This is a genomic window from Arthrobacter sp. 9V (assembly GCF_902506065.1).
GTDB lineage: Bacteria > Actinomycetota > Actinomycetes > Actinomycetales > Micrococcaceae > Arthrobacter.
Window position 1 is genome coordinate 167,265 of the sequence record NZ_LR732912.1, and the last position, 25,275, is coordinate 192,539.

Sequence of the window (25,275 nt, forward strand, 5' to 3'; positions counted from 1 at the left end):
AAGAAGAGAGAATCCCATGAGCACCCCCTTCACCGGCCCCATCCCCACTCCCACAATCCCGGCACCGGACATCGTCCGCTGCGCCTACCTGGAACTCGTGGTCACGGACCTGGCCAAATCCCGCGCCTTCTACGTGGACCTCCTGGGCCTGCACGTCACCGAGGAAGATGAAGACACCATCTACCTGCGCTCCTTCGAGGAGTTCATCCACCACAACCTGGTCCTCCGCAAGGGACCGGTCGCAGCAGCAGCAGCCTTCGCATACCGCGTGAAGTCCCCGGCCGAAGTGGACGCCGCCGAGGCGTACTACCGCGAACTCGGCTGCCGGGTGGAGCGCCGCAAGGAAGGCTTCACCAAGGGCGTTGGCGACTCCGTCCGCGTGGAGGACCCGCTGGGCTTCCCGTACGAGTTCTTCTACGACGTAGAGCACGTGGAACGCCTCACCCAGCGCTACGACCTCTACTCCGCCGGCGAACTGGTCCGCCTGGACCACTTCAACCAGGTCACCCCGGACGTCCCGCGGGGCCGCAAGTACCTGGAGGACCTCGGCTTCCGCGTCTCCGAGGACATCAAAGATTCCGACGGCGTCACGTATGCCGCGTGGATGCACCGCAAGCAGACTGTGCACGATACCGCCCTGACCGGTGGCAACGGACCCCGCCTCCACCACATCGCGTTCTCCACGCACGAGAAGCACAACATCATCCAGATCTGCGACAAGATGGGCGCCCTGCGCATCTCGGACCGGATTGAGCGCGGCCCCGGACGCCACGGCGTGTCCAACGCGTTCTACCTCTACATCCTTGACCCGGACGGCCACCGCGTGGAGATCTACACCCAGGACTACTACACCGGCGATCCGGACAACCCCACCGTCACCTGGGACGTCCACGACAACCAGCGCCGCGACTGGTGGGGCAACCCCGTGGTCCCGTCCTGGTACACGGAAGCCTCCCGGGTCCTGGACCTGGATGGCAACCCGCAGCCCGTGATCGAACGTGAGGACAAGTCCGAAATGGCCGTCACCGTGGGCGCCGACGGCTTCTCCTACACTCGCCCCGATGACGCCTCAGGCACAACTGCCGAGGGCTTCAAGTTGGGAGCGCAGGTCTAGAACATGCTGGACGCGAAGACGATCGAAGCCATTGCCGACGAACTGCTTGAGGCCAGCCGGAACCGTAAGCCGGTCCCGCGCCTCACCGCCCGCTACCCGGAGATGACGGTGGAGGATTCATACGCCGTGCAGCAATTGTGGATGCGGCGGAACGAGGAAGCCGGGCGCACGTTGGTGGGGCGGAAGATCGGCCTCACGTCCAAGGCCATGCAGGCCGCCACGGGCATCACCGAGCCGGACTATGGTGCCATTTTTGATGACATGGTCCTGGAAACCGGCTGCTCCGTGGAATGGGACAAGTACACCCATCCGCGGGTGGAAGTGGAGTTGGCATTCGTCCTCAAGGAGGGCCTCAAGGGGCCCGGTTGCACCATTTTCGATGTCCTCAATGCCACCGACTACGTGGTTCCGGCCCTCGAAATCCTGGACTCCAGGATTGAGATGGAGGGCCGGACCATCGTGGACACCATCTCGGACAACGCCGCGATGGGAGCCATGGTGGTGGGCGGCCGCCCGGTGCGGCCGGACGCCGTCGACCTCCGCTGGGTGTCCGCCATCCTGTACAAAAACCAGACCGTGGAAGAGACGGGAGTGGCCGCCGGCGTGCTGGATCACCCGGCCAACGGAGTGCACTGGCTGGCCAACAAAATCGCCGCGCACGGGGACTCCATGAAAGCCGGAGATATCATCCTGGCGGGCTCGTTTACCAGGCCTTTGTGGGTGTACAAAGGTGATACCGTGCACGCGGACTACGGACCGTTGGGAGTTGTGACATGTCACTTCAGCTGAGCCCCACTTTCTATTCGGCCCTCTCGGACGCCGGGCGTCCGCTGGCAGGGATGTGGGTGTGCTCAGGCAGTCCTCTGGTGGCGGAGATCTGTGCCGGGTCCGGATTGGACTGGCTGCTGATCGACGCCGAGCACAGCCCCAACGGGCTCGAATCCATCCTCGCGCAGCTTCACGCCGTGTCCGGTTACCCGCTCCAGGTCATGGTCCGGCCTCCAATGAATGACACCGTGGTCATCAAGCAATACCTGGACCTCGGGGTACAGAACCTGCTGATCCCCATGGTCAACTCGGCCTTCGAAGCAGCCACCGCCGTGGCCGCCGTAAGGTACCCTCCACTCGGGGTTCGCGGAGTGGGTTCGGCACTTGCCCGGGCTTCACGCTGGAACCGTGTCCCGGACTACCTGGCTGTGGCTTCGGATTCGATCAGCCTCACGGTCCAGATCGAATCCGAGGCAGCAGCCTCGGCAGTTGAGGAGATTTTGGCCGTCGACGGCGTTGACGGTATCTTCCTTGGCCCCTCGGACCTCGCCGCTTCCATGGGCCTGCTGGGACAGCAGGAAAATCCCTTGGTGAGGGCCGTCGTCGAGCATTGCCTTGAAGCCGCCAAAGCGGCCGGTAAGCCCGCGGGCGTGAACGCGTTCAACGAGTCAACCGCCCGCGCCTATCTCGACGCCGGGGCCTCCTTCGTGCTGGTCGGCGCCGATGTGGCTGTGCTGGCCCGCGCCTCGGAGGGGTTCGCCTCAACGTTCATTCCCGTGTCTGAAACGGCCGAGCGCGAAAGCTACTGACCTTCCCATTTTTCGCGGTCTTTTGCCCACGTAGTGGGTCCTGTTTGCGCATTTTCTAGGAGATTTCCATGTCTGCTGCACCTGTTGATTTGTCGTCCCGTGAAGCGTCATTGCTGGCGTCCGTTCCCACCGGCTTGCTGATCGGCGGGCGGTGGCGTGACGCGTCCGACGGCGGGACGTTCGATGTCCACGATCCGTCCACGGGCGAGGTGTTGGCGACGCTCGCGTCCGCCACGAGTGAGGACGCCGTGGCTGCCCTTGACGCGGCCGACGCCGTGCAGGTTTCCTGGGCGCGGACCGCACCGCGTGAGCGTGCCGAGATCCTGCGTCGTGCCTTTGATCTCGTCATCGAGCGTGCAGAGGACTTCGCCCTGTTGATGACGTTGGAGATGGGCAAGCCCTTGGCCGAGGCGCGTGGTGAGGTCACCTACGGGGCCGAGTTCCTGCGCTGGTTCTCGGAGGAAGCCGTCCGGGACTACGGCCGGTACCTCACCACCCCCGAGGGCAAGAACAAAATCCTGGTCCAGCACAAACCCGTGGGCCCATGCCTGCTCATCACGCCCTGGAACTTCCCGCTGGCCATGGCAACCCGGAAGGTAGCGCCTGCGATCGCCGCCGGCTGCACCATGGTCCTCAAACCCGCCAAACTCACGCCACTCACGGCGCAGTACTTCGCCCGGACCATGCTCGACGCCGGCCTGCCCGCGGGTGTCCTCAACGTCGTCGCGTCTTCTTCCGCGTCCGGGATCTCGGGGCCGCTGCTCGCGGACCCTCGCCTGCGGAAGATCTCCTTTACCGGCTCCACCCCGGTAGGACGGCGGCTCATGGCTGACGCAGCCCAGAACGTCCTGCGCACCTCCATGGAACTTGGCGGCAACGCCCCCTTTATCGTGTTCGAGGACGCGGACCTGGACAAGGCGGTGGAGGGGGCCATGGCGGCGAAGATGCGGAACATGGGCGAGGCCTGCACCGCAGCGAACCGGTTCCTGGTCCACTCCTCGGTGGCTGCGGAGTTCACGGCCAAGTTCGCTGACGCGATGGGCGCTTTGGTGACCGGCCGCGGCACCGAACCGTCCACCCAGGTGGGTCCGTTGATCGACGCCGGTGCGCGGGAGGACGTGCACGCGTTGGTCAGTGCCGCCGTCGACGCCGGTGCTACCGCCCTCACAGGTGGTAAGCCCGCGGAGGGTCCCGGCTACTTTTACCCGCCCACCGTGCTCGCGGACGTCCCGAACGACGCGGACATCCTCCGCCAGGAAATCTTCGGACCCGTCGCCCCAGTGACCACGTTCGAGACCGAACAGGACGCCATCGGCCTGGCCAACGCCTCCGAGTACGGGCTCGCCTCCTACCTTTACAGCCGCGACATCAACCGTTTGCTGCGGGTCGCGGAACAGATCGAGTTCGGCATGGTGGGATTCAACGCCGGCGTCATATCCAACGCCGCAGCACCCTTCGGCGGAGTCAAACAATCAGGCCTCGGCCGTGAAGGCGGCTCCGAAGGCATCGCCGAATACACCACCACCCAATACATCGGCATCGCCGACCCCTACGCAGCCTGACCCTCCCATCAATGCCACCAATCGCGGGCACAAGGCTGTGTCCGCGGGAAATGAGTCACACTCATGAGCGCATCACCATCTGCACAGCCTGGCTCGGAGAGGCGCCACTCGGCGCGGAACAATCGCCGGGTAGCCTTTGCAACGATCATCGGGACCACGGTGGAGTGGTATGACTTCTTCATCTACGCCAACGCTGCCGGCCTGATCTTTGCCAAGCTCTTCTTCGAGCCGGCCGGTGACGACATCGCACTGCTGATTTCCTTCGCGTCAGTGGGCTTGTCCTTCCTGTTCCGGCCGCTGGGGGCCTTCCTCGCCGGGCACTTCGGCGACAAACTGGGACGCCGGGCCATGCTGGTGCTGACGCTCGTGCTGATGGGTGCGGCCACCATGCTCATTGGTGTCCTGCCCACTTACGAGACGGCAGGCCTCGCAGCGCCGATCCTGCTGCTGTTCCTGCGGATCCTGCAAGGCATTTCCGCAGGCGGCGAATGGGGCGGCGCCGTCCTGATGGCCGTGGAACACGCACCCCGGAACAAGCGCGGCCTCTTCGGCTCGTTCCCCCAACTGGGAGTGCCTTTGGGCATGCTCCTCGCCTCAGGCGTCCTCACCCTCATGTCCGGTGTGATCACGCCCGGCGCAGCGTTCGAAGAATGGGGCTGGCGAGTTCCCTTCCTGCTCAGCTTCGTGCTGATCATTGTGGGCTTCATAGTCCGTAGGGGCGTCGATGAAAGTCCTGTCTTCGCAGAAATCGCCACCCGCAAGCAGCAGACAAGAGTTCCGATCGTGGAACTGTTCAAGAAACACTGGCTGTTGGTGATTCTGGCCGCGCTGATCTTCGCGGGCAACAACGCTGCCGGCTACATGACCACTGGCGGGTACATCCTCAGCTACGCCACTGCACCCAAGGGTTTGGCCATGGACCGAACGCAGGTCCTCCTGGCCATCACAGCTTCCGCGGCCCTGTGGTTCGTGTTCACCCTCCTGTCCGGGTACCTCGCAGACAGCATCGGCCGGAAGAAGACGTATCTGATCGGTTACGCCTGCCTGATCGTCACGTTCTTCCCGCTGTTCTGGCTGATCAACACCGGGAACATCTGGGCCATGGTTGCCGGCCTGGCCTTGTTCAGCCTGGGGCTGGGACTGACGTACGGGCCGCAAGCCGCGCTGTACAGCGAGCTGTTCCCGGCATCCATCCGGTTCTCCGGTGTCGCTATCTCCTACGCACTGGGTTCCATCATTGGCGGAGCCTTTGCCCCCACCATTGCGACGGCCTTGGTTCAAGCCACTGGAACCACCATGAGCGTCTCTGCGTACCTGTTGATTGTTGCGGTGATCTCCACGGTCGCCGTGCTGCTGACCCGCGAACGCAAGGGGATTGACCTGGGGATCGACAACCAGGCGGAGCAGGAAGTCGGTGCTACGGTGTTCGATCGACGCACGCCGTCGTCGTTCACATCCGGGGAAAAGAGTCCCACGGACAAGGTCCCCACGGACGCGTGACCCGTGTTTCTCCAGTTACCCGGGCTGCTCGGGTGACTCGGGCTGCTCGGGTGACTCGGGCTGCTCAGGTGATGGGTTCTTCCGCGCCATGTACCACTCGGTGAACTCGCGGGCGCGCCCATCCTCGGCGAAGCGGATGACCCACAGGTTGTCATAGGTGGGGTGCCCGTTGAGGTACGTGGTCAGGCCCTGCACAAAGGCGGTGTCGCCATCCTGGCCCAGGAGGTCCCATTCGAAGGTCCAGTCTTCGGGTTTGTCGCCGGCATCGGCCCACGCTTGGACGATCTCTTTGTGCCCATTCCATTGTTTTTCAGTGTTGGGGCGGTCGTTGTAGACGGCGTCCTCGGTAAACAGGGCACGGATATCGTCGGGCTCGTTTGTAGTCCACGCACGGAGGTACTTGTCCATCCAGGAGTTCACATCGCTCATTCCTCCGTTCTACCCTGCAGGGACCTGCGGGTTCAACGGTGGGTTTGCTGGTTTCACCAAACGTTCCTCCCCGGTTAGTGTCCGGGCGTCCTGTGTTCCTCCGGGCTGCGCTGTTGGGTGGGCTGCGCTGTTGGGTGGGCTGCGCGGATCGGTAGGCTGCGCTGTTGGTTGGGGCAGATCAGGCGGAGCGAGCGGCTCCGCGGCTCGCGCGGCGGATGTGGTCCGGGGTGAGGCCGGTCAGTGAGGCGAGGTCCAGATCATCGCAGACCTGATCCCGGAGCGCCCTGACAATCAAGGCCTCGCGGCGTTCCGTGATGAGATCCCGGTGCTTTTCCGCTGCCTGAAGTTCAGCGCTTTTCGCCTGCAGCGCGGACAGGTGCCACTGGCGGGGGAGCCCGCTGGGATGGAGGTCGTCATAAGCCAAAGCGATGGTCCGGACCGCCTTAATGTTCTCCCCGGTGACGGCCGAGACAGTGGCAAGGGTGAGCCCGTCCTCGATCGCCTGCGCCATGAGCTCGTTTCGCACAGCGGTCAACGTCCGGATGGCGCTGGCAGCGTGGGAGAGGAGTTGCCGATGCACTCCGAGCGCGTGAGCCAGACTGGCATGTTCGGCTTGATTCTCAGCTTCCGCCTGCGCCTGAGCCCGGGGAGCTTTGGCACGGTATGCGTATCTTCCAGCGGTTAAGCGGGCCTGCACGGGAAGGGCTGTGGCTGAGCTGGTTCGGGCGGGCATTGGCTCCCTCTTCGGTTCGGACAAGTCCTTGTAATCCCTTGAATGTAGGCGGCACTCCTCCGGGCCGGGAAATACCAATACCGGGTGAAGCCATAAGCAAAGTGCATGGAAGAAGTGCCCAAAAACGCGTGCATGGACGTTCGGTAATCGAAATGAGATCTGAAAACCCCTCAAGACATCTCGGCCATAAGTACCCCTTATGGATCCACGCACATTAGGTCTTATCCACGTGACCCGCGAATCCCTAGTCTCGAAAAAGGGGATACGCGAATCCGCGTGTCCTGGGTTCCACATTCCTGGAGGAGACATGCCGCACTACCTGCCGGCGTCGAGGGTCACCCGCATCAAGTCCTCAGCGAGCGTCGCCGCGGCGGCCCGTGTCCGTGAACTGAAAGCTGAAGGCATTCCGATCATCGACCTGACAGTCGGCGAGCCGGACTTCGATACGCCGGACCACATTAAGGCCGCCGCCATTGAGGCCATCACCAGGGGTGAAACCAAGTACACCTCGGTGACGGGCACTCCTGAGCTGCAGGCGGCCATCCTTCGCAAGATCGAGGGCCACACCGGCCAGCATTACGAGCCGAACCAGTTGACGATCGGCGGCGGCGCCAAACAGGTCCTCTATGTTGCCCTGATGGCGTCGCTCAACGAGGGCGATGAGGTGATTGTCCCCGCGCCGTACTGGGTTTCCTATCCGGACATGGTGCTCGCCAACGACGGCACGCCAGTGATCGTCCAGTGCGGCGAAGAGACAGGTTTCAAGCTCACGCCGGGTGCCCTGGAAAATGCCATCACGCCCAAGACCAAGTGGCTCATCCTCAACGCGCCTTCCAACCCCACCGGTGCGGTGTACACCCGCGAGGAACTGCAGGCACTTGGCGCAGTCCTGGATCAGCACCCCCACGTGTTCATCCTCACTGACGAGATTTACGACGAAATCCACTTCGGTGACGGCCGCGTCACCAGCCTGGTCGCAGCCGCTCCGGAGCTCAAGAACCGTATCCTCCTGGTCAACGGCGTCTCCAAGGCCTACGCCATGACCGGCTGGCGTCTCGGCTACGGGGTGGGGCCGGCTCCTCTCATTGCGGCCATGAACAAACTGCAGTCGCAGACCTCGTCCTGCCCGTCCTCCATCAGCCAAGCCGCGGCTGTAGCGGCCTTGAATGGCGACCAGACTTTCGTCCGCGACAGTGTGGAGGTGTACCGCAAGCGCCGGGACGCCGCCGTCGAAGGTTTGAATTCCGTCAGCGGACTGGCCGTCGCCCCGGCGGAAGGCGCCTTCTACGCCTATGTGAACTGCTCCGGTGTGATCGGCAAAACCGCGCCGGATGGCCGTGTTATCGCCAACGACCAGGACTTCACCCTCTACCTGCTGGACGCCGCACGCGTAGCTGTCATCCAAGGTTCGGCCTACGGCCTTGGGCCGTACTTCCGGATCTCGTTCGCCACCTCGCTGGAGAACATCAACGACGGCGTCGAGGCTATCCGCGCCGCTGTTAACGAACTGTCCTAAGCCCCACAGAAAGATCAAGAACATGATCCACGTCAAGACCAAATTCGAACGCCCTGACGCTGACGTCGTCAGCCGCCTCGCCGCTTTTTCCTCCGCCACCATTCATGAAGCCCAGGGCCGCCGCGGTGCGTTGAGCTCCAAGATCAAGCCGATTGACCGCTCCATGTCCTTTTGCGGCCCGGCCGTAACGGTAGCTTGTGCGCCGCAGGACAACCTCATGCTCCAAGTGGCCATTCACTATGCCCAGGCCGGGGATGTGGTGCTGGTGGGGGCGCAGGAAATGTCCGAGGCCGGCACGTTCGGCGACGTCCTTGGCAACGCCATGAAGGCCAAGGGAATCGCTGCCATGGTCACCGATTCCGGCGTACGCGACACCCAGGACCTGATCGAACTTGGCCTGCCCGTGTTCTCCGGCAGCGTCAGCATCAAGGGAACGGTCAAGGAAACGCTGGGCCCGGTCAACCATCCGATTGTCTTCGGCGACGAAATCATCTACCCGGGTGACATCCTCCGCGGTGATGCTGACGGTGTTGTAGTGGTTCGGCGTGAGGAGGCCGAGGAAGTCATTGCACTGTCCCAGGCCCGCGATGACCACGAGCGTGAACTCATCAAGCTCTACCACGACGGCGGCACCACAATCGAGCTCTGCGGCCTGACGGACAAGCTCAAGGAGAAGGGCCTTCTGGTGGAAGACTAGGAAGGCGCCTTGCCGGAGGCCGGCCGCACTGCTGATAACCAGCGTGTGACCGGCCTTCGGCGTGCTGTTCTATCCACTGTGCTGTTCTGTTCACTTGCGGGCACGAAGAAGGCGCCTTGCCGGAGCAGGGCGCCTTAGCGTTGCGAAGCTTTGTTCAAGGTCCGACGGCGGTGGGGCCGGGTTAGTCAAGCCCCGAGTGTCCGGGGCGGGTATCCACCAAGTGCCATTCGATGCTGCTGCCTGCGTGGGTGGGCATCAGGCTTCCTTCGAAGACGAACAGGGGCTCGCCTATCCCTCCCACCGGACGCCAGAAACCATTTCGCGGGCAATGGAATCCGGTTCGTGCGGTGACTGTTCCGCGGGTTGGATTGGACACCCATCCGACTGTGCTGATCTTTTTCACCATTTTTCCTTTGAACTTGTCCACGGAATCCGCAGGCTGTTATCGAATTTCTTCTTAATTCGATGATAGGAAATTAAAACGGCCGTGAATAAGACCAAAGCTGTCTGTCCGGATAAGGCTTTGTTATGGATGGGCCGGCAGTTGGACGGGGTCGGTTCCGTACTTGCTGATGAGTTGTTGATGCAGCATTTCCTTGACCACCAAGAGCACTGCGGAGGCGGCCTCGGACAACGGTTCGTGGTCCGGGGTGCAGAGGGCGATCTTGCTTTGGAGGCCCGGCTCTACAATCCTCAACACCTTGAAGTCCTGGTCCGGGAAGAGGGCATCGGCCGCTGACTTCGGCAGCACGGTCCCGCCCAGGTTGGCTCGGATGAGACGTGTCAGCGAAGGGACGGATTCCACTTCCCCCACCAGCTTGAGCGGAAGCTCCTGGTCTGCCAGGCCTTTCTCGATCAGTTGGCGCAGTGTGTGGTTCTTTTCGGGGAGGAACAGCCCCACGGTGCTGGCCTCGGCAAGGGTGATGGTGTCCTTGCCGTGGTTGATGTCCACGTCCGGGTGCACTACCAGATGCAGGTCTTCCACGATCATGGTGGTGAACTGAACGCCTCGGATTTTGCCGGGTTCGTAGATCAGCGCCATGTCCAAGCGCCCGTTCTTGATGGCCTCGCTCAATACGCCGCCGAAGATCTCTGTCAGGTGGACCACTATGTCCGGGTATCGCCGGCCTACTTCGCTGATGATCCGGGGTGTAAGGCTTGATGCCATGCTGTAGGGCGCAATTGCTATGGAGACCCTGCCCGAGGGCGCGGCTCCGGAAGCGGCTACGTCTTGCCGGGCTTGCTCAACGAGCCTGAGGATCGATTGGGCATGCCGGTAGAGGGTGTGCCCGGCCGCTGTGGGTTCAACCCCCTGCTTGCTGCGGATCAGGAGCCGCTGCTTGAGATCGTTCTCCAGCGCCGATACCTGCTGGCTGAGGGCCGGCTGGGCGACATGGAGGGCAGCAGCTGCCTTGGTGATGCTCCCCGAGTCAACGATCTGGACAAAGTATGAGAGCTTCCGCGTATCCATGAATGTACCTTCCTGGAGAGCCGTGCCCCGTGGGTGGGAGGTCCCCTTCGGTGGCAGGTCCCGATGTTCAAATATAGACGCATCAGCCAGTCGGCCTCCCCTGGGATCCACACCACAGTGCCAGGTGGCGCACGTCATAACGGAGAGCTATTACGGGATAGCTATTAGGTCTTTGTGCAGGGGTCTGCCGGGGTGCGAGACTTTTGGAAAGAACTTCAGTCAACGCTTCGGATTGAATCCGGCACCCACAATTTCCCGGAAATTCAATGTCACTTTTATTGGGGCATTCTTTGATATTTCCGCAATCAACTCAGAACTCACGGAAAGAGAACCACGTGAACCCCACCATTGATCTTGTAGCGGATCTTGGAGAGGGATTTGGCGCCTACACCATTGGCGACGATTCCGAACTCCTGGAGATCGTCACAAGTGCCAATATTGCATGCGGGTTCCACGCCGGTGATCCTGACATCATGGCGGCCACCGTTGCTGAATGTGTTCGCCGTGGCGTTGGCATCGGGGCTCATCCAAGCTTTCCGGACCTCCGAGGTTTCGGCCGACGCGATATGGGCCTCTCAGCCAGCGAAGTACAGAACGACGTCCTCTATCAGTTGGGAGCACTGAACGGCTTCGCAGCCTTCCACGGCACCAAGGTCACCCACCTGGCACCCCACGGCCGGCTCGGCAACCTGGTTGCTGTTCGCGACGACTACGCCCAGGCAGTGGCACAGGCTGCTGCGCGGGTGGACAACGAGCTGATTGTTGTTGCGCAGGAAGGGGAACTCGCCGTCGCTTCCCGGGCCGCCGGTCTTGATGTCGCAATCGTGGGCATCGTGGACCGTGCGTACCAGGAAGACGGCACGTTGGTTCCCCGCAGCCAGCCCGGCGCCGTGATCCACGATCCCGCGGAAATTGTTGAGCGGACCCTACGCATGGTCATTGAAGGCAAGATCCGCTGCGCCAACGGCGTGGACATGGACATCGACGTCGACACCCTCCTCCTGCACGGCGACAACCCGGGGGCCGTCCAACTGGCCCGCCGGATCCGTTCTGAGCTCATCACCGCCGGCGTCACTCTTGCGCCCCTGGCTGAGGTCATGGACGCAAAGAAGAAGGCGGCCTGAGCATGTCCGTACTCACTGCGGCCCCCACCGAGATCTACGAATCCGGAGACTCAGCACTGCGCGTCGTGGCCATCTCCGAGAACAGCGAAGACAACTGGCTCACCGTCCACGGCTTGGCCGACTGGCTCGAAAACTGCGGTGCCGAGGGTCTGTACGGCGCCGTTCCCACCTACGATTCCGTGCTGGTGGAGTTCGACCCCATCATGGTGTCCGCCCGGCAGATACGGGCCTTCGTGAAGCTCGGATTGCTGGAACTCGGGCGCATTGGCGAATCAGCACAAGCGCCCCGCCAGTTCGACGTCCCCGTAGTGTACGGCGGCGAATACGGCCCCGATCTGGAGCGCGTCGCTGAGCACCAGGGGATTTCCGTGGACGACGTCATCGGCCTCCACACCGGTAAGACCTACACCGTGCGTTGCCTCGGCGCGCCGGCGGGATCGCCCATGATGGACGGCCCGGCGTTCCCCAAGCCCGTGCCACGGCTTAAGGACCCTCGGCTTGCTGTCCCTGCCGGTGCCGTGTCAGTCGCGGGCCGCCAGGCAGTCATCGCTCCGGCGATGGCTCCCGGTGGATGGTGCGTCATAGGCCAAACCCCGCTGTCGGTCCTGAATATCCGCCGCGAACCCTTGGTGCCGTACAAGCCGGGAGACATCCTGAAGTTTCGGCAGATCCCCGCCGATGAGTTCTGCCGGTTTGCCGGCCTGGAATTGGTGCCGCTGGAAATGGAGCTCCTGCCATGAGCGGCAAAATCCTGATCCTACAGCCCGGCAACTCGGTGGTCACTGACCTTGGCAGAACCCGCGGACCACGCTTCGGACTTCCGGTCAACGGAGCTTTGGATCAGTATTCCGCTCGCGCAGCCAACATCCTGGCCGGCAACCCGGACAATGACCCGCTGGTTGAGATCACGGCCCTGGATTTTCGAATGACGGCCACCACGGACGTCCTGATTGCCGTCACCGGCGCTCCGCTCACTCTCACTGTGGGCGGGCGGCCCTGCAGCCAATGGGAACCAGTGTCCGTGAAGGCAGGGGAGTCGGTGTCCGTTCGCGGCATCCACAGTGGTCTTCGTGCCTACCTGGCAATCCACGGTTCCATAGAGGCCCCCACACTTCTTGGCAGCTGCGCTCCGGACACGGTTGTAGGCTTCGGACTTCAACTGAAGGAAAACACCAGCCTCCACACCCGCAGGAGCGTTGGACCCGTGCGCCAACCGTACTTCGATCTACCGCTTTTCCGGCTGGGCCTTGAACGGCCAAGCATGGGACCAGAACTGTTGGTGGATGTGACCGACGGGCCGGACGTCGCCGAGTTTGGCGAAACCGGTGAACTGCTCTTCACCTCGGAATACGCCGTAAGCGGCCGCAGCAACCACATCGGCCTGCGGCTCGGCGGTGAACTTCCGGAAAGAACCTCAAGCGGCGAAGTCCTCTCCCGCGGAGTGCCGGTAGGCGCCGTCGAGGTTCCCTCAAGGGAAGAACTGCTGGTACTGCACCGGGGGCGCGGCGTCACTGCCGGTTATCCCGTCCTTGCAGTGGTCACCAGCACCGGACTGGATGTCCTGGCTCAAGCCCGGCCAGGGGACAAAGTCCGTTTTCGGAAAACCACAGTGGCAGAAGCAACTGCCGCCCACCGGCGCTCGCGGGCTCAGCTTGAAACCCTCCGCGAATCCGTCAACACCGTCTTCGGACTCCTCGGCATCGGATGCCGTCCCCAATGGCAGGACCTACCAGTTGCGGCATGCAGCTAAAACCCTGTCGTCATACCAGTAGGCGTTGCTACGCTCATCTCAGTAAGGAAAAGTCATGACCGCAAGCACCAACGCTGCGCCAGTGCAGCATGAGCGGCTCACCAGCCGCCAAACCCGCAAGGTTGTCACCGCAGGTTGTGTTGGCATCTTCGTGGAACTGTATGACAACGGCATTTTCGCCTTCATGGCGGGAACGCTGGCGCTCGTCTTCCTGGCCCCCGGCAACCCGGACAACGCCCTGCTTTTTGTGTTTGCCGGCTATGCGGTCTCGTTCTTCGTCCGTCCGCTCGGCGCCGTTGTGTGCGGCTACCTCGGTGACCGGATCGGCAGGCAGAAGCTACTGGTCTTTGTCATCCTCCTGATCAGTGTTGCCACCGCGGGAATTGGCCTGCTGCCGCCTTACGCAGCGATCGGCGTCGCGGCTCCCATCCTTTTGGTCCTCCTTCGGCTCCTGCAAGGCTTCTCCGTAGGCGGCGAGGCTGCCGGCGCCATGACCTTCCTGGCTGAGCACGCACCGGAAGGCAAACGCGGCATCATCACCTCCTACGCCCAGATCGCCTCCTTCGCAGCACTGCTCACCGGTACTTTGGTTGCTTTCTCCATGTCGCCGTGGCTCACCCAGGCAGCGATCGACGGCGGCGGCTTCGGTGCGTTCGCATGGCGCATCCCGTTCCTGGTGGCCATCCCCATGGGCATCATCGGCTGGTACATCCGCAAGGCCATCAGCGATACCCCCAACTTCGAAAAGCTCAAGGAAGAGGGCGGTCTCTCCAAGAACCCGCTCAAAGAAGCTTTCCAGTCCAAGGAACACCGCCGTGCCATGCTGCTGGCGCTCTTCATCCCGCTGATGAACGGCTCCGGCTACTACGTCCTGTTCTCCTACATGCCCACGTTCCTCAAGGGCAAGCAGCTGAACTTCACCATCGGCGAGGCACTCCTGGTTACCGCTTGCAGCCTGGTTGTCATCTGCATCGCCATCCCGTTCATGGGCGCCTTGTCTGATCGCGTTGGCCGCAAGAAGGTCATCGCCGGTTCCGCGATCGCCATGGCGATTCTCGGCATCCCGTCCTACGCCCTCATCGCCACCGGTCAGATGGGCCTGGCAATCCTCGGCGCCTGCATCATGGCCATCGTGTTCGCCGGCCACACCGCCGTCATCCACATCCTGATCGTGGAACTCTTCCCCACCCGCGTCCGGTACTCCGCTTACGGACTCGGTTACAACATCTCCTCGGCACTGTTCGGCGGCACCGCCCCGTTGCTCATGACCTGGCTGATCGGCAGCACCGGCAACATCTACATGCCGGCGTTCTATGCAGTCATCACAGCACTTGGCACGCTCATCGCGGTGAGCACCGTCAAGGACCGCGCCCACGAACCCCTGCGCGACGCGTAGCACCACTAACCTCCGGCAAGTGCGCCGGACTTGAAGGTCCGGCGCACTTCGTCCATCAATTCCCCCGGGAGATCCAATGTCCTTTTCTGACTACACCACCGCACTCGTCACCGGCGCTTCCACCGGCATGGGCGCAGCCATCGCCGAACGCCTCGCCAAGCGCGGCCTCACCGTGCACGCCGTGGCCCGTAACGAGGAACGCCTCGCCGAGTTGGCCGACCGCACGGGAGCCATCCCGCACGTAGTGGACCTGACCGACACAGCCGCGCTGGCCGCCGTCGTCAATGACCTCAAGGTGGACGTTCTGGTCAACTGTGCCGGTGTTTCACGGCCCGGAAACATCCTGGACTCGTCCGAAGAGGACATTGACGAGCTGGTGGACGTGAACCTTCGCGGACTGCTGCAGCTCACCCGGCTGGTCCTGCCCGGCATGGTGGAGCGCGACCTCGGCCATGTCATCAACATCAGCTCAATCGCCGGCGTGTACAACTTCTACGGTCACACGGTCTACCACGCCACCAAGGCAGCCGTTCATCAGATCTCCCGCCAGCTCCGGAACGATACCGTGGGCAAGCGCATCCGCGTCACCGAGATCTGCCCCGGACGTGTGGAGACCGAGATCTTCGGCCGGAACCTTGGTGGCACGCCCGAGGCCATGGAAGAAGCCTGGCAGACGTACTACGAAGGCTACGAGTCGCTCACCACCGACGACATCGTGAACGCCTTGGACTACGCCATTGAAACGCCGCGCCACGTCAATGTGGGCATGCTCGAACTCATGCCCACATTCCAGGTCCCCGGTGGCCTGACGTTCGACCGCCGCTGATATTCTGCCGGCACTGAATCCCATCTGCGCTGGCCTCCAGGAGCCAGCAGCCCCCTAAGTTCCGGTGGCATCACTCCCGTCACCGGAAATACAAGCTGGCGGCCGCGTTCCCGCGGCCGCCAGCACCCGTTTAACCGCTGATCTACGGACCCCTGCAATACCCAAGCGTCCGACGGCGGGCGGTTCAGTCCTCGTCGAGCGTTTCAGTCAGGTGATGCGTGGGGATGCGGTCACGGTCGTAGGTGATCTCCGTGTAACCGTGCGGTTGGGGACGGCCATCTGGCCCAAGGTTCACGAAGACTATCTCCTCGATGGTCAGGATTGCCTCGCGGGTGATCATATTGCGGACCTCGGCGCGCATGGTCAAGGAAGTGCGGCCGAACCGCTTCGCAGTCAGGCCCATCTCCACCAAGTCACCCTGAACGGCGGAACTGACAAAGTTGATTTCGGAAATGTACTTGGTGACAGCGCGGCCATTGCCCAGTTGGAGGATGGCGTAGATCGCGGCCTCTTCATCGATCCATTTCAGCAGGCTCCCACCAAAGAGTGTGCCGTTGGCGTTGAGGTCCTCGGGCCGCACCCATTTGCGGGTGCGGAAGGTGATGTCTGCTTTTTCCATAATCCGAGATTATCGAACTGGCGCAACCTTCGCTCGTTGTTGCGCCTGAACTCTAGGCCATGGCCGTGTGCGAGGCACTGTGTGAGTCGATCCGCTTTGAATAGCAATACGATCCGCTGGCACCAACGTAAGGGCCGAAATTGGGCACCGCGGCAAACCCCGCGCTCTCGTAAAAGCTTCTGCCGTCGGATTGGGCTGACCCTGCCTCGGCCGCGATCACAGTGAAACCATGCGAATGAGCCTGTGCTTCGAGTGCGGCCAGGATGGAGCTTGCCACTCCGGAGCCACGGGCGTAGGGGACCACATAAAGCCGCTTGATCTCGGCAGTGTTTTCGTCCAGCATCCTCAAGCCGCCGCATCCCAGGGGTTGGCCCGAACACTTCTCATAAGCCACCACAAAGACTGCCGTGTCCGCTTCCGTCGGCGGCGGTCCGGGCTCATGATCCGTGGTTCCGAACCTCGCATCGAGTTCTGCCTGTTGGGCGGCGCGGAGGTCTGCGCCCACGGGGTTTGCCCAAGTTACCTGCCGGATGTTGAGCCGTGGGTTGGTCTGCATCGTTGCCTCTTTTCGCCGGATTTCTCGGGAGGTGTCTATGCGTCTCAAGCCTAGGTAGCTGTGGTTACCGTGGTGTTTCCTGCGCGTAAGAGTCGGGAGAATTGCGCGCCGTTGTTGCGTTGCGGGGCCCGCTCTACGCCCTCCCGGCTGGGTTTAGCGCGCAGAGCGGGCCCCGCAACGCAAAAGTATGCGCCGGGATGATGCGCCGGAGTGATGCGAGGGACATATGCCAGGGACATACGGGGAAGGGGTAACCCGAGGGGAGGGGGTAACCCGAGGTCAGGGCTGAAGGGCCTCGCCGGTGGGGTCTTCGGCCGTTTGGTCCTCCATCGCCATGCCCCCAACAGGGATTTGGTCCCAGTGCAGCACCCGCCAGCCGTCTTCGGGGTCCCCCTCCAATGCCACGATCCCCGTATTGGGGAGTTGATGTGTTTCGGCAAACCGGGTATCGATGTCCGTTGCCCTGCGCCCCGCCCAGCAACGGATCGCAGCACCGTGGCTGACGATCGCCGCCGTCGAGTGCCCTGCGGCCGCAACCTGCTGGACCGAAGCATCAAATCGGGCAAAGAAGTCGTGCCCGTTGAAAGCCCCCGGCATGCGTACTTCCAACTCGCCACCCGTCCATGCAAAAACGGTGCTCATATAGCGGAGGTGTGATTGGTGGTCAGTCTTCTTCTCCAGCGCGCCGGCCTCTATCTCATGAACTCCATCCAGGATTGTCGGCTCCAATCCTGTGGCCTTCGCCAAGGGCGCGACGGTCCGATGGGTACGCAGCAAAGTTGAGGTGTACAGGGCTTCGATGCCTTCGTCGGCCAGCGCTTCGGGCAGGGCGGACGCCTGGCGCTCGCCGAGCTGGGTCAGGCCCGGACCCGGAAACGCGGTGTCCAATTGACCAGCGACGTTGCCCGGTGTCTGTCCATGCCTGATCAATAGGAGCTTCATGAGTGCTCCGCTCCTTACGTCTCATTGTTCCGGGCCGGACAATCTATGTTCTTGCCCTGTGTTTCCAGTGCTCCTGCTCTATTGCTTCCAGCCAATCAGCCGACGATGTCCGGAAACACCCCGACACGCCGTGTCGCCACCGGCCGGGGGGTTAACGCAGACGGCGGCCCGGGGGCATCCAACCCCGGGCCGCCGTCGAGCGTGCCATGTTTCTGCGGTGGTCCCTTACTGCAGGTGGTCCACCAGTTTGTCCGCGATACCCGTGTACTTGCCCGGAGTCAGGGCGAGCAGGCGGGCTTCGGCGTCTGCGGAGAGGCCAAGACCTTGAACGAATTCCTGCATGCGGGCGCCATCCACGCGCTGGCCGCGGGTGAGATCCTTGAGGCGTTCGTAAGGGTTTTCCATGCCCTCGACACCGGCAATTGCCTCAGCGCGCATGACCATCTGAATGGCTTCGCCAAGGACTTCCCAGTTGGTGTTAAGATCGCCGGCCAGGACTTCCTCGGCGACGTCCAGTGCTTTCAAACCCTTGGCAACGTTGGAGATGGCGAGCAGCGAGTGTCCGAACGCGACACCGATGTTGCGCTGTGACGAAGAGTCCGTGAGGTCGCGCTGCCAGCGGGAGGTGACCAAAGTGGCGCCGAGGGTGTCCAGGAGGCCGTTGGAGATCTCCAGGTTGGCTTCGGCGTTCTCGAAGCGGATCGGGTTGACTTTGTGCGGCATGGTGGAAGAACCCGTGGCCCCGGCAACCGGAATCTGGCGGAAGTAGCCAATGGAGATGTAGCTCCAGATATCGGTGCAGACGTTGTGCAGAATGCGGTTGAAGCGTGCCATGTCCGCGTACAGCTCGGCCTGCCAGTCATGGCTTTCAATCTGCGTGGTCAATGGGTTCCACGTGAGGCCCAGGCCTTCGACGAACGTCTTCGCCACCGTTTCCCAATCAGCACTCGGTACCGAAGCCACGTGGGCTGCGTATGTTCCTGTGGCACCGTTGATTTTGCCGAGGTATTCAGTCTTGGAGATGCGCGCCAACTGACGGTTCAGGCGATGCGCAATGACGGCAAGTTCCTTGCCCAGCGTGGTGGGCGTGGCCGGCTGACCGTGTGTACGGGACAGCATGGGCACGGAGCGGTTTGCTTCGGCCATGGCTTCGATCTGCTTCACCAGGGCGATGGCATTGGGCAGCCACACATCTTCTACAGCGCCCTTGATCCCCACAGCGTAGGAGAGGTTATTGATGTCCTCGGACGTGCAACCGAAGTGCACCATGGCGGTGAGGTTCTCGATGCCGATGGCCGGCAACCTGCGGCCGATGTAGTACTCAACGGCCTTGACGTCGTGGACGGTTACCGCTTCGATTTCCGCGAGTTCGTTGACGGATGCGGCATCGAATTCGGTGACGATGGCGCGCAGCCGGGCCACTTGCTCGTCGGACAGCGGCCCGGTACCCGGCAATACGGACTGGCTGGTCAGGTGGATGAGCCACTCAACTTCAACGTGAACGCGATCGCGGTTAAGTGCGGCCTCGGACAAGTAGTCAACCAAGGGCGCGACGGCGGCACGGTAGCGGCCGTCAAGGGCACCAAGGGCGAGGGGTTCGGAAGCGAGGGACACGCGGAGGGATTCAGCCATGAGGTCTATTCTTTCATGTTCCACGGCGGGCCATGGAGTCGATGACGGGGCTATGTGGACGGCTGATCGGGTTATCCACATAGCCGATGGCGCAACTTCCGTTGGCTTCTGCTGCTCCGTAGCGTCGAACCTACCGATCCGCAGAACAATCAATGGAGTACACAGACGATGAGCGTCGGCTTGATGCCTGCACCCAACCCGCCCACTTTCGATCCCTCGGAGTGTGCTTCCCGGAGCCATGAAGTCCAGAGGCTGGCATGGCGAATGCAATCATGCGTGGATCAAGTGGACGTGGTTCTTACGTCCCTGCGCAGAGCACAGGTGGACGATTGGCTGTCCCCCGCAGGACGGGCCTACAGGACGACCATTGCGCTGCATGCTTCAGCGTTGATGCGTGCACGTGAGTCGATGGACGCCTCAGTGGCCTTGGTGCTCCGGCACTCCCAAAGCGTCTCAGTCTCAAGCGAACGGGGACCGTAATGGCAGATTCAGCTCCCATTGGGGCAGGCGCAGCACCAAAGCCCTCACCACCGGGTACTGACGGAATCCTCAATATCAGGGGAGGGGTGGGAGGAATGTCTTTTCAGCTCGAGGAACTCCTCAGGGGGGCAGCAGCGCTGGATGAACTGGTTCAACAACTCGTGAACATAGAAACTGAGGCGCGTCAGGTTCAAGGCTGCCTGGAACCCTTTCTCTACGACTCCTACGAAACAGGCTGCAACGCCATCAATGCTGTGGCGGAGAGCCGCAAGGAAGTGGGACGGGTCCGGCAGGAACTGGTGGAGGTCAGCGCAAGCGTGCGAGCCAGTCACCGGGACTATGTGGAAACGGAGGCCAGGAATGCCAGGCCGCACGAATTGGACCATGATCAATACAGGCTTTCCGGCGCACACGGCCTTTTCGCGCTGGGACGGGACATTTCGGAGGAAAACTACAACCGCAGCATCCCCAACGGTTATAAGGCGGCGGACATTGTCCAACTCGTTCTTGATTCGCCACTGCTGGCCGCCTACCAGCCCCGCCGGGTGAGCATCGAAAAGGTGGATGAGAACGCCGAGGTCTTGCAGCCGACGATGGCAGAAAGCCTCCGACGTCTGGAGAGGCTTCACTCCCTTAACGACGGCGAGATTGAGGTCATTGGCTTTGAAACCAATGGCTCCGCTTCATGGATGGTGCTCATTCCGGGAACCCAGCCCGACTCACCCAATACCAATCCTTTTGACATTCAAGGAATTGGCGAGGCTGTGGGCTACGACTCCGAAGAAGTTGTGCCGGCCGTCGGCCAAGCACTCCGTGAGGCGGGCGCCGAAGCGGGTGACCAAGTGGTGGCTGTCGGACACAGCCAGGGTGGCATTCACGCCATGAACTTGAGCCGGAACAAAGCGTTTCTCAGCGAATTCGACCTGAAGTATGTGCTGACAGCAGGAGCCCCTGTTGGAGACATCACGCCTGAGCCAGGAGTCAGCTCACTCCATCTGGAACACGTTCAGGACTGGGTCCCTGGAACGGACGGCCGGATGAACGCGGATACAAAGGACACGGTGACGGTCACGCTGACCGATGAAGTGAAGTCTCCTGAGGGACAAGGTCCCGGTATCGGGCCAGGACACGGTCAGGAGAACTATGCGAGAGGAGCAGAACTGGTCGCTGCGAGCCACGATCCTTCTCTGGCGGCTTCGGCAACGGCATTTGCAGGAATCGTGGGTGCTGGCGGCGCGGTCAAAGTGACCAGGTTCAAACTGAAGCGTGATCCCTTGCCGGACCGTAGAGGAACGCTTCGGATTCCAAATCTCCCGGATTCAAGGTCCTCGGCCGGCGCAAGGTGACGCTAGCGCTTCTTGGCGCCCGGAATGAGGCCTGCCACCATCGAAATGATGCTGATGATGATGGACGCAAGGATTGCCGTCCAGAAGAAGGAGTCAAGAGTGAGGTGCACTGGTGTGAAGGTGCTCAGCCAGGCAGTCAGATACAGCATTGCTGCATTGATGATGATGGTGAACAGGCCCAGCGTAAGGATGGTCACCGGAAGGGACAACATCTTGACCAAAGGACGGACGAAGGCATTCACCACACCGAAGATCAGGCCGATGAACAGATACGCCAGAATAATGCCGGCGGTGTCTGCGCCCTGCGTCAGTCCTGCGTTGGCCGCGACTGACTCTGTGGCGCTGGTGGAGATGTCCATGCCTTGCAGGAGCCAGGTTGCAACCCACAATGCAAGCCCGTTGATCAGGACGCGAATGATGAATGAACCCATGGGCCCATGCTTTCACACGCGCCTGTTAAAGAGCTCGGCGTCCACCATGAATGGGCAAGTAGGCTTGACGCCATGACTACTACTGACAACGCACCGGAGGGCGTAACCCCTCGTCCGGTCGTGGACAGGCTCCCCAAGTATGCAGCTGGTAAACCCCCTGCTGCCATTGAGGGCCTCACCAGCTACAAATTGTCGTCCAACGAGAATCCGCTGCCTCCGATTCCTGCAGTGTTGCAGGCAATCGCAGGCCAGACCGACATCAACCGCTACCCGGACCCGCTGGCAACAAAGCTTCGCAACGCCTTGGCCGGCTTCTTGGATGTTCCGGCTGACGATGTTGTCACCGGAGCCGGAAGCCTGGGAGCGCTGAACCAGATCCTGGCCACTTTCGCGGGGCAGAATGACGACGGTAAACACGACGAAGTGATTTATGCCTGGCGTTCCTTCGAGGCATACCCCATCTGTGTGGGCCTTGCCGGAGCAGCAAGTGTACAAATTCCGCTGCTCGCAGACGGACGCCATGACCTCGAAACCATGGCCGCCGCAGTGACAGTACGCACCAAAGTGATCCTGCTGTGCACACCGAACAACCCCACTGGCCCGATCCTCACGGCTGAGGAAACGGAACGCTTCATCCAAGCAGTGCCACCCAACGTAGTGGTGGTAATCGACGAGGCCTACCAGGAATTTGTGCGGGATGCCGATGCCGTGGACGGAATCAAGCTCTACCGTAAATACCCCAATGTGGTGGTGCTGAGGACGTTCTCCAAAGCACACGGCCTGGCAGGCTTGCGCGTTGGCTACAGTGTCTCCGGCCCCTTGCTGACACAGCACCTCCGTGTGACTGCCACTCCCTTTGCCGTTTCCCAAATTGCCGAACGCGCTGCCGTTGCCTCCATCGAGAATTTCGATCAGGTTGTGGAAAGGGTACAAAGCCTGGTGGATGAACGGGATCGCGTGACAGCTGGCCTGAGGGATATCGGTTGGTTCGTTCCCGAGGCCCAGGGGAACTTCGTTTGGTTGAATCTGGGTGAGCACAGCGGGGAGTTTGCTGCGTTGGCGGCAGAGCAAGCCTTGTCTGTCCGAGCCTTCGCAAACGAGGGCGTTCGGGTCAGTATTGGCGAGGTGGAAGCCAACAGCCGGTTCCTGGATCTCTGTGCAACTTATACAAAGGCTCCGCAGGGTTCCTAGCGGTTAACAAATGCGCCAACCTTACTTACTGCCGATAAAGTAAGGGACGAAAGCCAAAATATATGCCCGTTCCGGAATGCATTCCGGAACGGGCATATATCCCAGCGACAGACATTGCCCGGCGCCCCGCCTGGGCAAGCAAGGAGACGGAATGGGCTCGACACAACTGCCCCCCGGGACGGAAGAAACGCTCGCGGCAACAACCGCGGCAGCAGCCGCGCCAGGCGAACCTGTGGACATGGTGCAGTTGCTCGGTCCTGATGGGACACTTGGCTCCGATCCTGTCTTCTCGGACTACGCCAAGCGCATTGATCCCGAGAAGCTCCGTGTTTTCTACACAGACATGGCGAGGATCCGCCGCTTTGACCAGGAGGCCACCGCCCTGCAGCGCCAGGGCGAGCTTGCCCTGTGGGTTCCGCTGACCGGCCAGGAGGCCGCCCAGATCGGTTCGGGCCACGCAAGCCAGTCCCAGGACTACATCTTCCCCACCTACCGCGAACACGGCGTCGCCCTGGTCCGCAACGTGGACCTGGCCGAGCTGCTGAAGCAGTTCCGCGGTGTCTCCAACGGTGGTTGGGATCCGCGGGAGAACAACTTCCACCTGTACACGTTGGTCCTGGCAGCCCAGACGCTCCACGCTGTTGGTTATGCCATGGGTATCCAGCGGGACCAGAAGCTGGCGGCCCCGGATTCCACAGAGCCCAAGGCTGCCGTCATCGCTTACTTCGGCGACGGCGCAAGTTCTGAAGGTGACGTCCACGAGTCAATGGTCTTCGCTGCGTCGTATAACGCTCCGGTTGTGTTCTTCTGCCAGAACAACCACTGGGCCATTTCCGTGCCCACCGAGGTCCAGACCAAGGTTCCGCTGGCTAACCGTGCCAAGGGCTATGGCTTCCCGGGAATCCGGGTGGACGGCAATGATGTCATCGCAGTCCACGCCGTTACAGAGTGGGCTCTTGAGCACGCCCGCGAGGGCCGGGGCCCTGTTCTCATTGAGGCCTACACTTACCGGGTCGGCGCACACACCACTGCCGATGATCCCACCAAGTACCGGGAATCCGCTGAGGAAGCTGCCTGGCGCGAGAAGGATCCGCTGGATCGCCTGGAAACGTACCTGCGTGCCGAAGGGTTGGCGGACGAAGCGTTCTTCGACCAAGTGAAGGCCGACGGCGATGAACTCGCCAAATACGTCCGCAGCACAACCCATGGCTTGGAAGTCCCGGATATCCGCGACGCCTTCGCCAGCGTCTACGCCGAACAACACCCGCTGATAGCGGAGGAACTTGCTTGGTTCGAGGAATACTCGGCAGGCTTCGAAAGTGACCAGGAGGCAGCTAACTGATGGCAACAATGACCATTGCGAAGGCCATCAACGAGGGTCTCCGGGCATCGCTGACGAACAACCCCAAGTCCTTGTTGATGGGCGAGGACATCGGGCATTTGGGCGGTGTTTACCGGGTCACTGATGGCTTGATCAAGGAGTTCGGCGACGAACGCGTCCTGGACACCCCGTTGGCTGAATCCGGCATCGTCGGCACCGCCATTGGCTTGGCGCTACGCGGATACTTGCCGGTGTGTGAGATCCAGTTCGACGGCTTCGTCTACCCGGCCTTCAACCAGATCACCACCCAGCTGGCCAAGATCCACGCCCGCAGCCTGGGCAAGCTAACGGTTCCTGTGGTCATCCGAATTCCTTACGGCGGAGGCATTGGCTCAATCGAGCATCACTCCGAGTCACCGGAAGCCCTGTTCGCCCACACTGCGGGTTTGCGCATCATTTCGCCTTCCAACGCGCATGACGCCTACTGGATGATCCAGAAGGCCATTGAGTGCCAGGATCCTGTCATCTTCTTTGAGCCCAAGCGCCGTTACTGGCTCAAGGGCGAGGTGGATGTTGAGAACGCCGGTCTTTCCGAGGATCCTTTCAAAGCGCACGTTGTCCGTGAAGGTACGGACGCAACGATCGTGGCCTATGGTCCGCTGGTGCCGGTGGCACTGGCGGCCGCCAACGCAGCCACCGAGGACGGTCGGAGCATTGAAGTGATCGATCTCCGCTCCATCTCGCCTTTGGACTTCGACACCGTTGAAGCGTCTGTGAAGAAGACCGGCCGGTTGATCGTTGCCCATGAGGCCCCCACTTTTGGCGGCATCGGTGGCGAGATCGCTGCCCGCATCAGCGAACGGGCATTCCTGCACCTGGAGGCACCCGTCATTCGAGTTGGCGGATTCCACATGCCGTACCCCGTGGCCAAGGTGGAGGAGGACTACTTGCCGGATATCGACAAGATCCTTGAGGCGCTCGACCGCTCCTTGTCCTACTAAATCGTTGTCCTACTAGAACTGCCGGTTCCACCAGGACCGTCCGTTCACCGCCGTCCTACCA

The 25,275-nt window shown here is 61.8% G+C and carries 25 protein-coding genes; 16 read left to right on the forward strand and 9 right to left on the reverse strand.

Annotated features, from left to right (window positions below):
- Nucleotides 1–16: 16 nt before the first annotated feature.
- From hpaD to BACI9J_RS00845, 5 genes are all read left to right on the forward strand, one after another.
- On the forward strand, nucleotides 17–1,114 hold the full coding sequence (gene hpaD, locus BACI9J_RS00825; RefSeq protein WP_159732367.1) for a 3,4-dihydroxyphenylacetate 2,3-dioxygenase: 1,098 nt from the start codon (nucleotides 17–19) through the stop codon (nucleotides 1,112–1,114).
- A gap of 3 nt (nucleotides 1,115–1,117) precedes the next feature.
- Nucleotides 1,118–1,903 carry a 2-oxo-hept-4-ene-1,7-dioate hydratase gene (gene hpaH / locus BACI9J_RS00830; RefSeq protein ID WP_159732370.1) on the forward strand — a complete coding sequence of 262 codons (786 nt, stop codon included), beginning with the start codon at nucleotides 1,118–1,120 and terminating at the stop codon, nucleotides 1,901–1,903.
- Nucleotides 1,888–2,691, forward strand: coding sequence for an HpcH/HpaI aldolase family protein (locus tag BACI9J_RS00835; protein ID WP_159732373.1), 804 nt, complete (start codon nucleotides 1,888–1,890; stop codon nucleotides 2,689–2,691). The genes hpaH and BACI9J_RS00835 overlap by 16 nt, the downstream gene beginning before the upstream one ends.
- Nucleotides 2,692–2,759: 68 nt before the next feature.
- Entirely contained in the window at nucleotides 2,760–4,253 is a 1,494-nt protein-coding gene (locus BACI9J_RS00840) for an NAD-dependent succinate-semialdehyde dehydrogenase (protein ID WP_159732376.1), read from the forward strand.
- Between the two features lie 63 nt (nucleotides 4,254–4,316).
- Nucleotides 4,317–5,753 carry an MFS transporter gene (locus BACI9J_RS00845; protein WP_159732379.1) on the forward strand — a complete coding sequence of 479 codons (1,437 nt, stop codon included), beginning with the start codon at nucleotides 4,317–4,319 and terminating at the stop codon, nucleotides 5,751–5,753.
- Nucleotides 5,754–5,768: 15 nt separating this feature from the next.
- Here BACI9J_RS00845 and BACI9J_RS00850 read toward each other — a convergent pair whose 3' ends face one another.
- Together BACI9J_RS00850 and BACI9J_RS24205 are read right to left on the reverse strand one after the other, a co-directional pair.
- Nucleotides 5,769–6,182, reverse strand: a complete 414-nt coding sequence (locus tag BACI9J_RS00850) for a nuclear transport factor 2 family protein (RefSeq protein ID WP_159732382.1) — start codon at nucleotides 6,180–6,182, stop codon at nucleotides 5,769–5,771.
- A gap of 178 nt (nucleotides 6,183–6,360) precedes the next feature.
- Nucleotides 6,361–6,915, reverse strand: coding sequence for a hypothetical protein (locus BACI9J_RS24205; RefSeq protein ID WP_236558284.1), 555 nt, complete (start codon nucleotides 6,913–6,915; stop codon nucleotides 6,361–6,363).
- A 307-nt stretch (nucleotides 6,916–7,222) separates the two neighbouring features.
- Between BACI9J_RS24205 and BACI9J_RS00860 the strand changes: the two genes are divergently transcribed.
- Both BACI9J_RS00860 and BACI9J_RS00865 read left to right on the forward strand, forming a co-directional pair.
- Nucleotides 7,223–8,431, forward strand: coding sequence for an aspartate transaminase (locus tag BACI9J_RS00860; RefSeq protein ID WP_159732388.1), 1,209 nt, complete (start codon nucleotides 7,223–7,225; stop codon nucleotides 8,429–8,431).
- 22 nt (nucleotides 8,432–8,453) lie between these two features.
- Nucleotides 8,454–9,128 (forward strand): 4-carboxy-4-hydroxy-2-oxoadipate aldolase/oxaloacetate decarboxylase, encoded by a 675-nt coding sequence (locus BACI9J_RS00865; RefSeq protein ID WP_159732391.1) that lies wholly within the window; start codon nucleotides 8,454–8,456, stop codon nucleotides 9,126–9,128.
- Nucleotides 9,129–9,309: 181 nt separating this feature from the next.
- On the opposite strand, the gene BACI9J_RS00870 is transcribed toward BACI9J_RS00865, so the two are convergent.
- Both BACI9J_RS00870 and BACI9J_RS00875 read right to left on the reverse strand, forming a co-directional pair.
- The gene (locus BACI9J_RS00870; protein ID WP_209756956.1) at nucleotides 9,310–9,531 is read right to left on the reverse strand and encodes a hypothetical protein; all 222 of its coding nucleotides are present in this window, start codon (nucleotides 9,529–9,531) and stop codon (nucleotides 9,310–9,312) included.
- 123 nt (nucleotides 9,532–9,654) lie between these two features.
- Complete coding sequence (locus BACI9J_RS00875) at nucleotides 9,655–10,599, reverse strand: LysR substrate-binding domain-containing protein (RefSeq protein ID WP_159732397.1); 945 nt, start codon at nucleotides 10,597–10,599, stop codon at nucleotides 9,655–9,657.
- A 335-nt stretch (nucleotides 10,600–10,934) separates the two neighbouring features.
- Between BACI9J_RS00875 and BACI9J_RS00880 the strand changes: the two genes are divergently transcribed.
- From BACI9J_RS00880 to BACI9J_RS00900, 5 genes are all read left to right on the forward strand, one after another.
- Nucleotides 10,935–11,723 (forward strand): LamB/YcsF family protein, encoded by a 789-nt coding sequence (locus tag BACI9J_RS00880; RefSeq protein WP_159732400.1) that lies wholly within the window; start codon nucleotides 10,935–10,937, stop codon nucleotides 11,721–11,723.
- A gap of 2 nt (nucleotides 11,724–11,725) precedes the next feature.
- Complete coding sequence (locus BACI9J_RS00885) at nucleotides 11,726–12,463, forward strand: 5-oxoprolinase subunit B family protein (RefSeq protein WP_159732403.1); 738 nt, start codon at nucleotides 11,726–11,728, stop codon at nucleotides 12,461–12,463.
- The gene (locus BACI9J_RS00890) at nucleotides 12,460–13,473 is read left to right on the forward strand and encodes a biotin-dependent carboxyltransferase family protein (protein WP_159732406.1); all 1,014 of its coding nucleotides are present in this window, start codon (nucleotides 12,460–12,462) and stop codon (nucleotides 13,471–13,473) included. Before BACI9J_RS00885 ends, BACI9J_RS00890 begins: the two co-directional genes overlap by 4 nt.
- Before the next feature lie 55 nt (nucleotides 13,474–13,528).
- Nucleotides 13,529–14,869: an MFS transporter gene (locus tag BACI9J_RS00895; RefSeq protein ID WP_159732409.1), complete on the forward strand. Its 1,341-nt coding sequence runs from the start codon at nucleotides 13,529–13,531 to the stop codon at nucleotides 14,867–14,869.
- A 76-nt stretch (nucleotides 14,870–14,945) separates the two neighbouring features.
- Nucleotides 14,946–15,695, forward strand: a complete 750-nt coding sequence (locus BACI9J_RS00900) for an SDR family oxidoreductase (protein WP_159732412.1) — start codon at nucleotides 14,946–14,948, stop codon at nucleotides 15,693–15,695.
- Nucleotides 15,696–15,879: 184 nt separating this feature from the next.
- Here BACI9J_RS00900 and BACI9J_RS00905 read toward each other — a convergent pair whose 3' ends face one another.
- The 4 genes from BACI9J_RS00905 to purB form a co-directional block, all read right to left on the reverse strand.
- Entirely contained in the window at nucleotides 15,880–16,314 is a 435-nt protein-coding gene (locus BACI9J_RS00905; protein WP_011776502.1) for an acyl-CoA thioesterase, read from the reverse strand.
- A 52-nt stretch (nucleotides 16,315–16,366) separates the two neighbouring features.
- Nucleotides 16,367–16,870, reverse strand: coding sequence for a GNAT family N-acetyltransferase (locus BACI9J_RS00910; RefSeq protein ID WP_024818574.1), 504 nt, complete (start codon nucleotides 16,868–16,870; stop codon nucleotides 16,367–16,369).
- 279 nt (nucleotides 16,871–17,149) lie between these two features.
- Nucleotides 17,150–17,812 carry a histidine phosphatase family protein gene (locus BACI9J_RS00915; RefSeq protein ID WP_159732415.1) on the reverse strand — a complete coding sequence of 221 codons (663 nt, stop codon included), beginning with the start codon at nucleotides 17,810–17,812 and terminating at the stop codon, nucleotides 17,150–17,152.
- A 225-nt stretch (nucleotides 17,813–18,037) separates the two neighbouring features.
- A complete protein-coding gene (gene purB / locus BACI9J_RS00920) occupies nucleotides 18,038–19,444 on the reverse strand; it encodes an adenylosuccinate lyase (RefSeq protein ID WP_159732418.1) in 1,407 nt (468 codons plus the stop codon).
- Between the two features lie 575 nt (nucleotides 19,445–20,019).
- Between purB and BACI9J_RS00925 the strand changes: the two genes are divergently transcribed.
- Nucleotides 20,020–21,270 carry a hypothetical protein gene (locus tag BACI9J_RS00925; protein ID WP_236558286.1) on the forward strand — a complete coding sequence of 417 codons (1,251 nt, stop codon included), beginning with the start codon at nucleotides 20,020–20,022 and terminating at the stop codon, nucleotides 21,268–21,270.
- Between the two features lie 2 nt (nucleotides 21,271–21,272).
- On the opposite strand, the gene BACI9J_RS00930 is transcribed toward BACI9J_RS00925, so the two are convergent.
- On the reverse strand, nucleotides 21,273–21,701 hold the full coding sequence (locus BACI9J_RS00930) for a phage holin family protein (RefSeq protein WP_159732424.1): 429 nt from the start codon (nucleotides 21,699–21,701) through the stop codon (nucleotides 21,273–21,275).
- 72 nt (nucleotides 21,702–21,773) lie between these two features.
- On the opposite strand from BACI9J_RS00930, the gene BACI9J_RS00935 reads away from it, so the two are divergent.
- From BACI9J_RS00935 to BACI9J_RS00945, 3 genes are all read left to right on the forward strand, one after another.
- Complete coding sequence (locus BACI9J_RS00935) at nucleotides 21,774–22,892, forward strand: histidinol-phosphate transaminase (protein ID WP_201296471.1); 1,119 nt, start codon at nucleotides 21,774–21,776, stop codon at nucleotides 22,890–22,892.
- A 151-nt stretch (nucleotides 22,893–23,043) separates the two neighbouring features.
- Nucleotides 23,044–24,234 (forward strand): pyruvate dehydrogenase (acetyl-transferring) E1 component subunit alpha, encoded by a 1,191-nt coding sequence (pdhA, locus tag BACI9J_RS00940; protein ID WP_159732430.1) that lies wholly within the window; start codon nucleotides 23,044–23,046, stop codon nucleotides 24,232–24,234.
- Nucleotides 24,234–25,214: an alpha-ketoacid dehydrogenase subunit beta gene (locus tag BACI9J_RS00945; RefSeq protein ID WP_159732433.1), complete on the forward strand. Its 981-nt coding sequence runs from the start codon at nucleotides 24,234–24,236 to the stop codon at nucleotides 25,212–25,214. The genes pdhA and BACI9J_RS00945 overlap by 1 nt, the downstream gene beginning before the upstream one ends.
- Nucleotides 25,215–25,275: the final 61 nt, after the last annotated feature.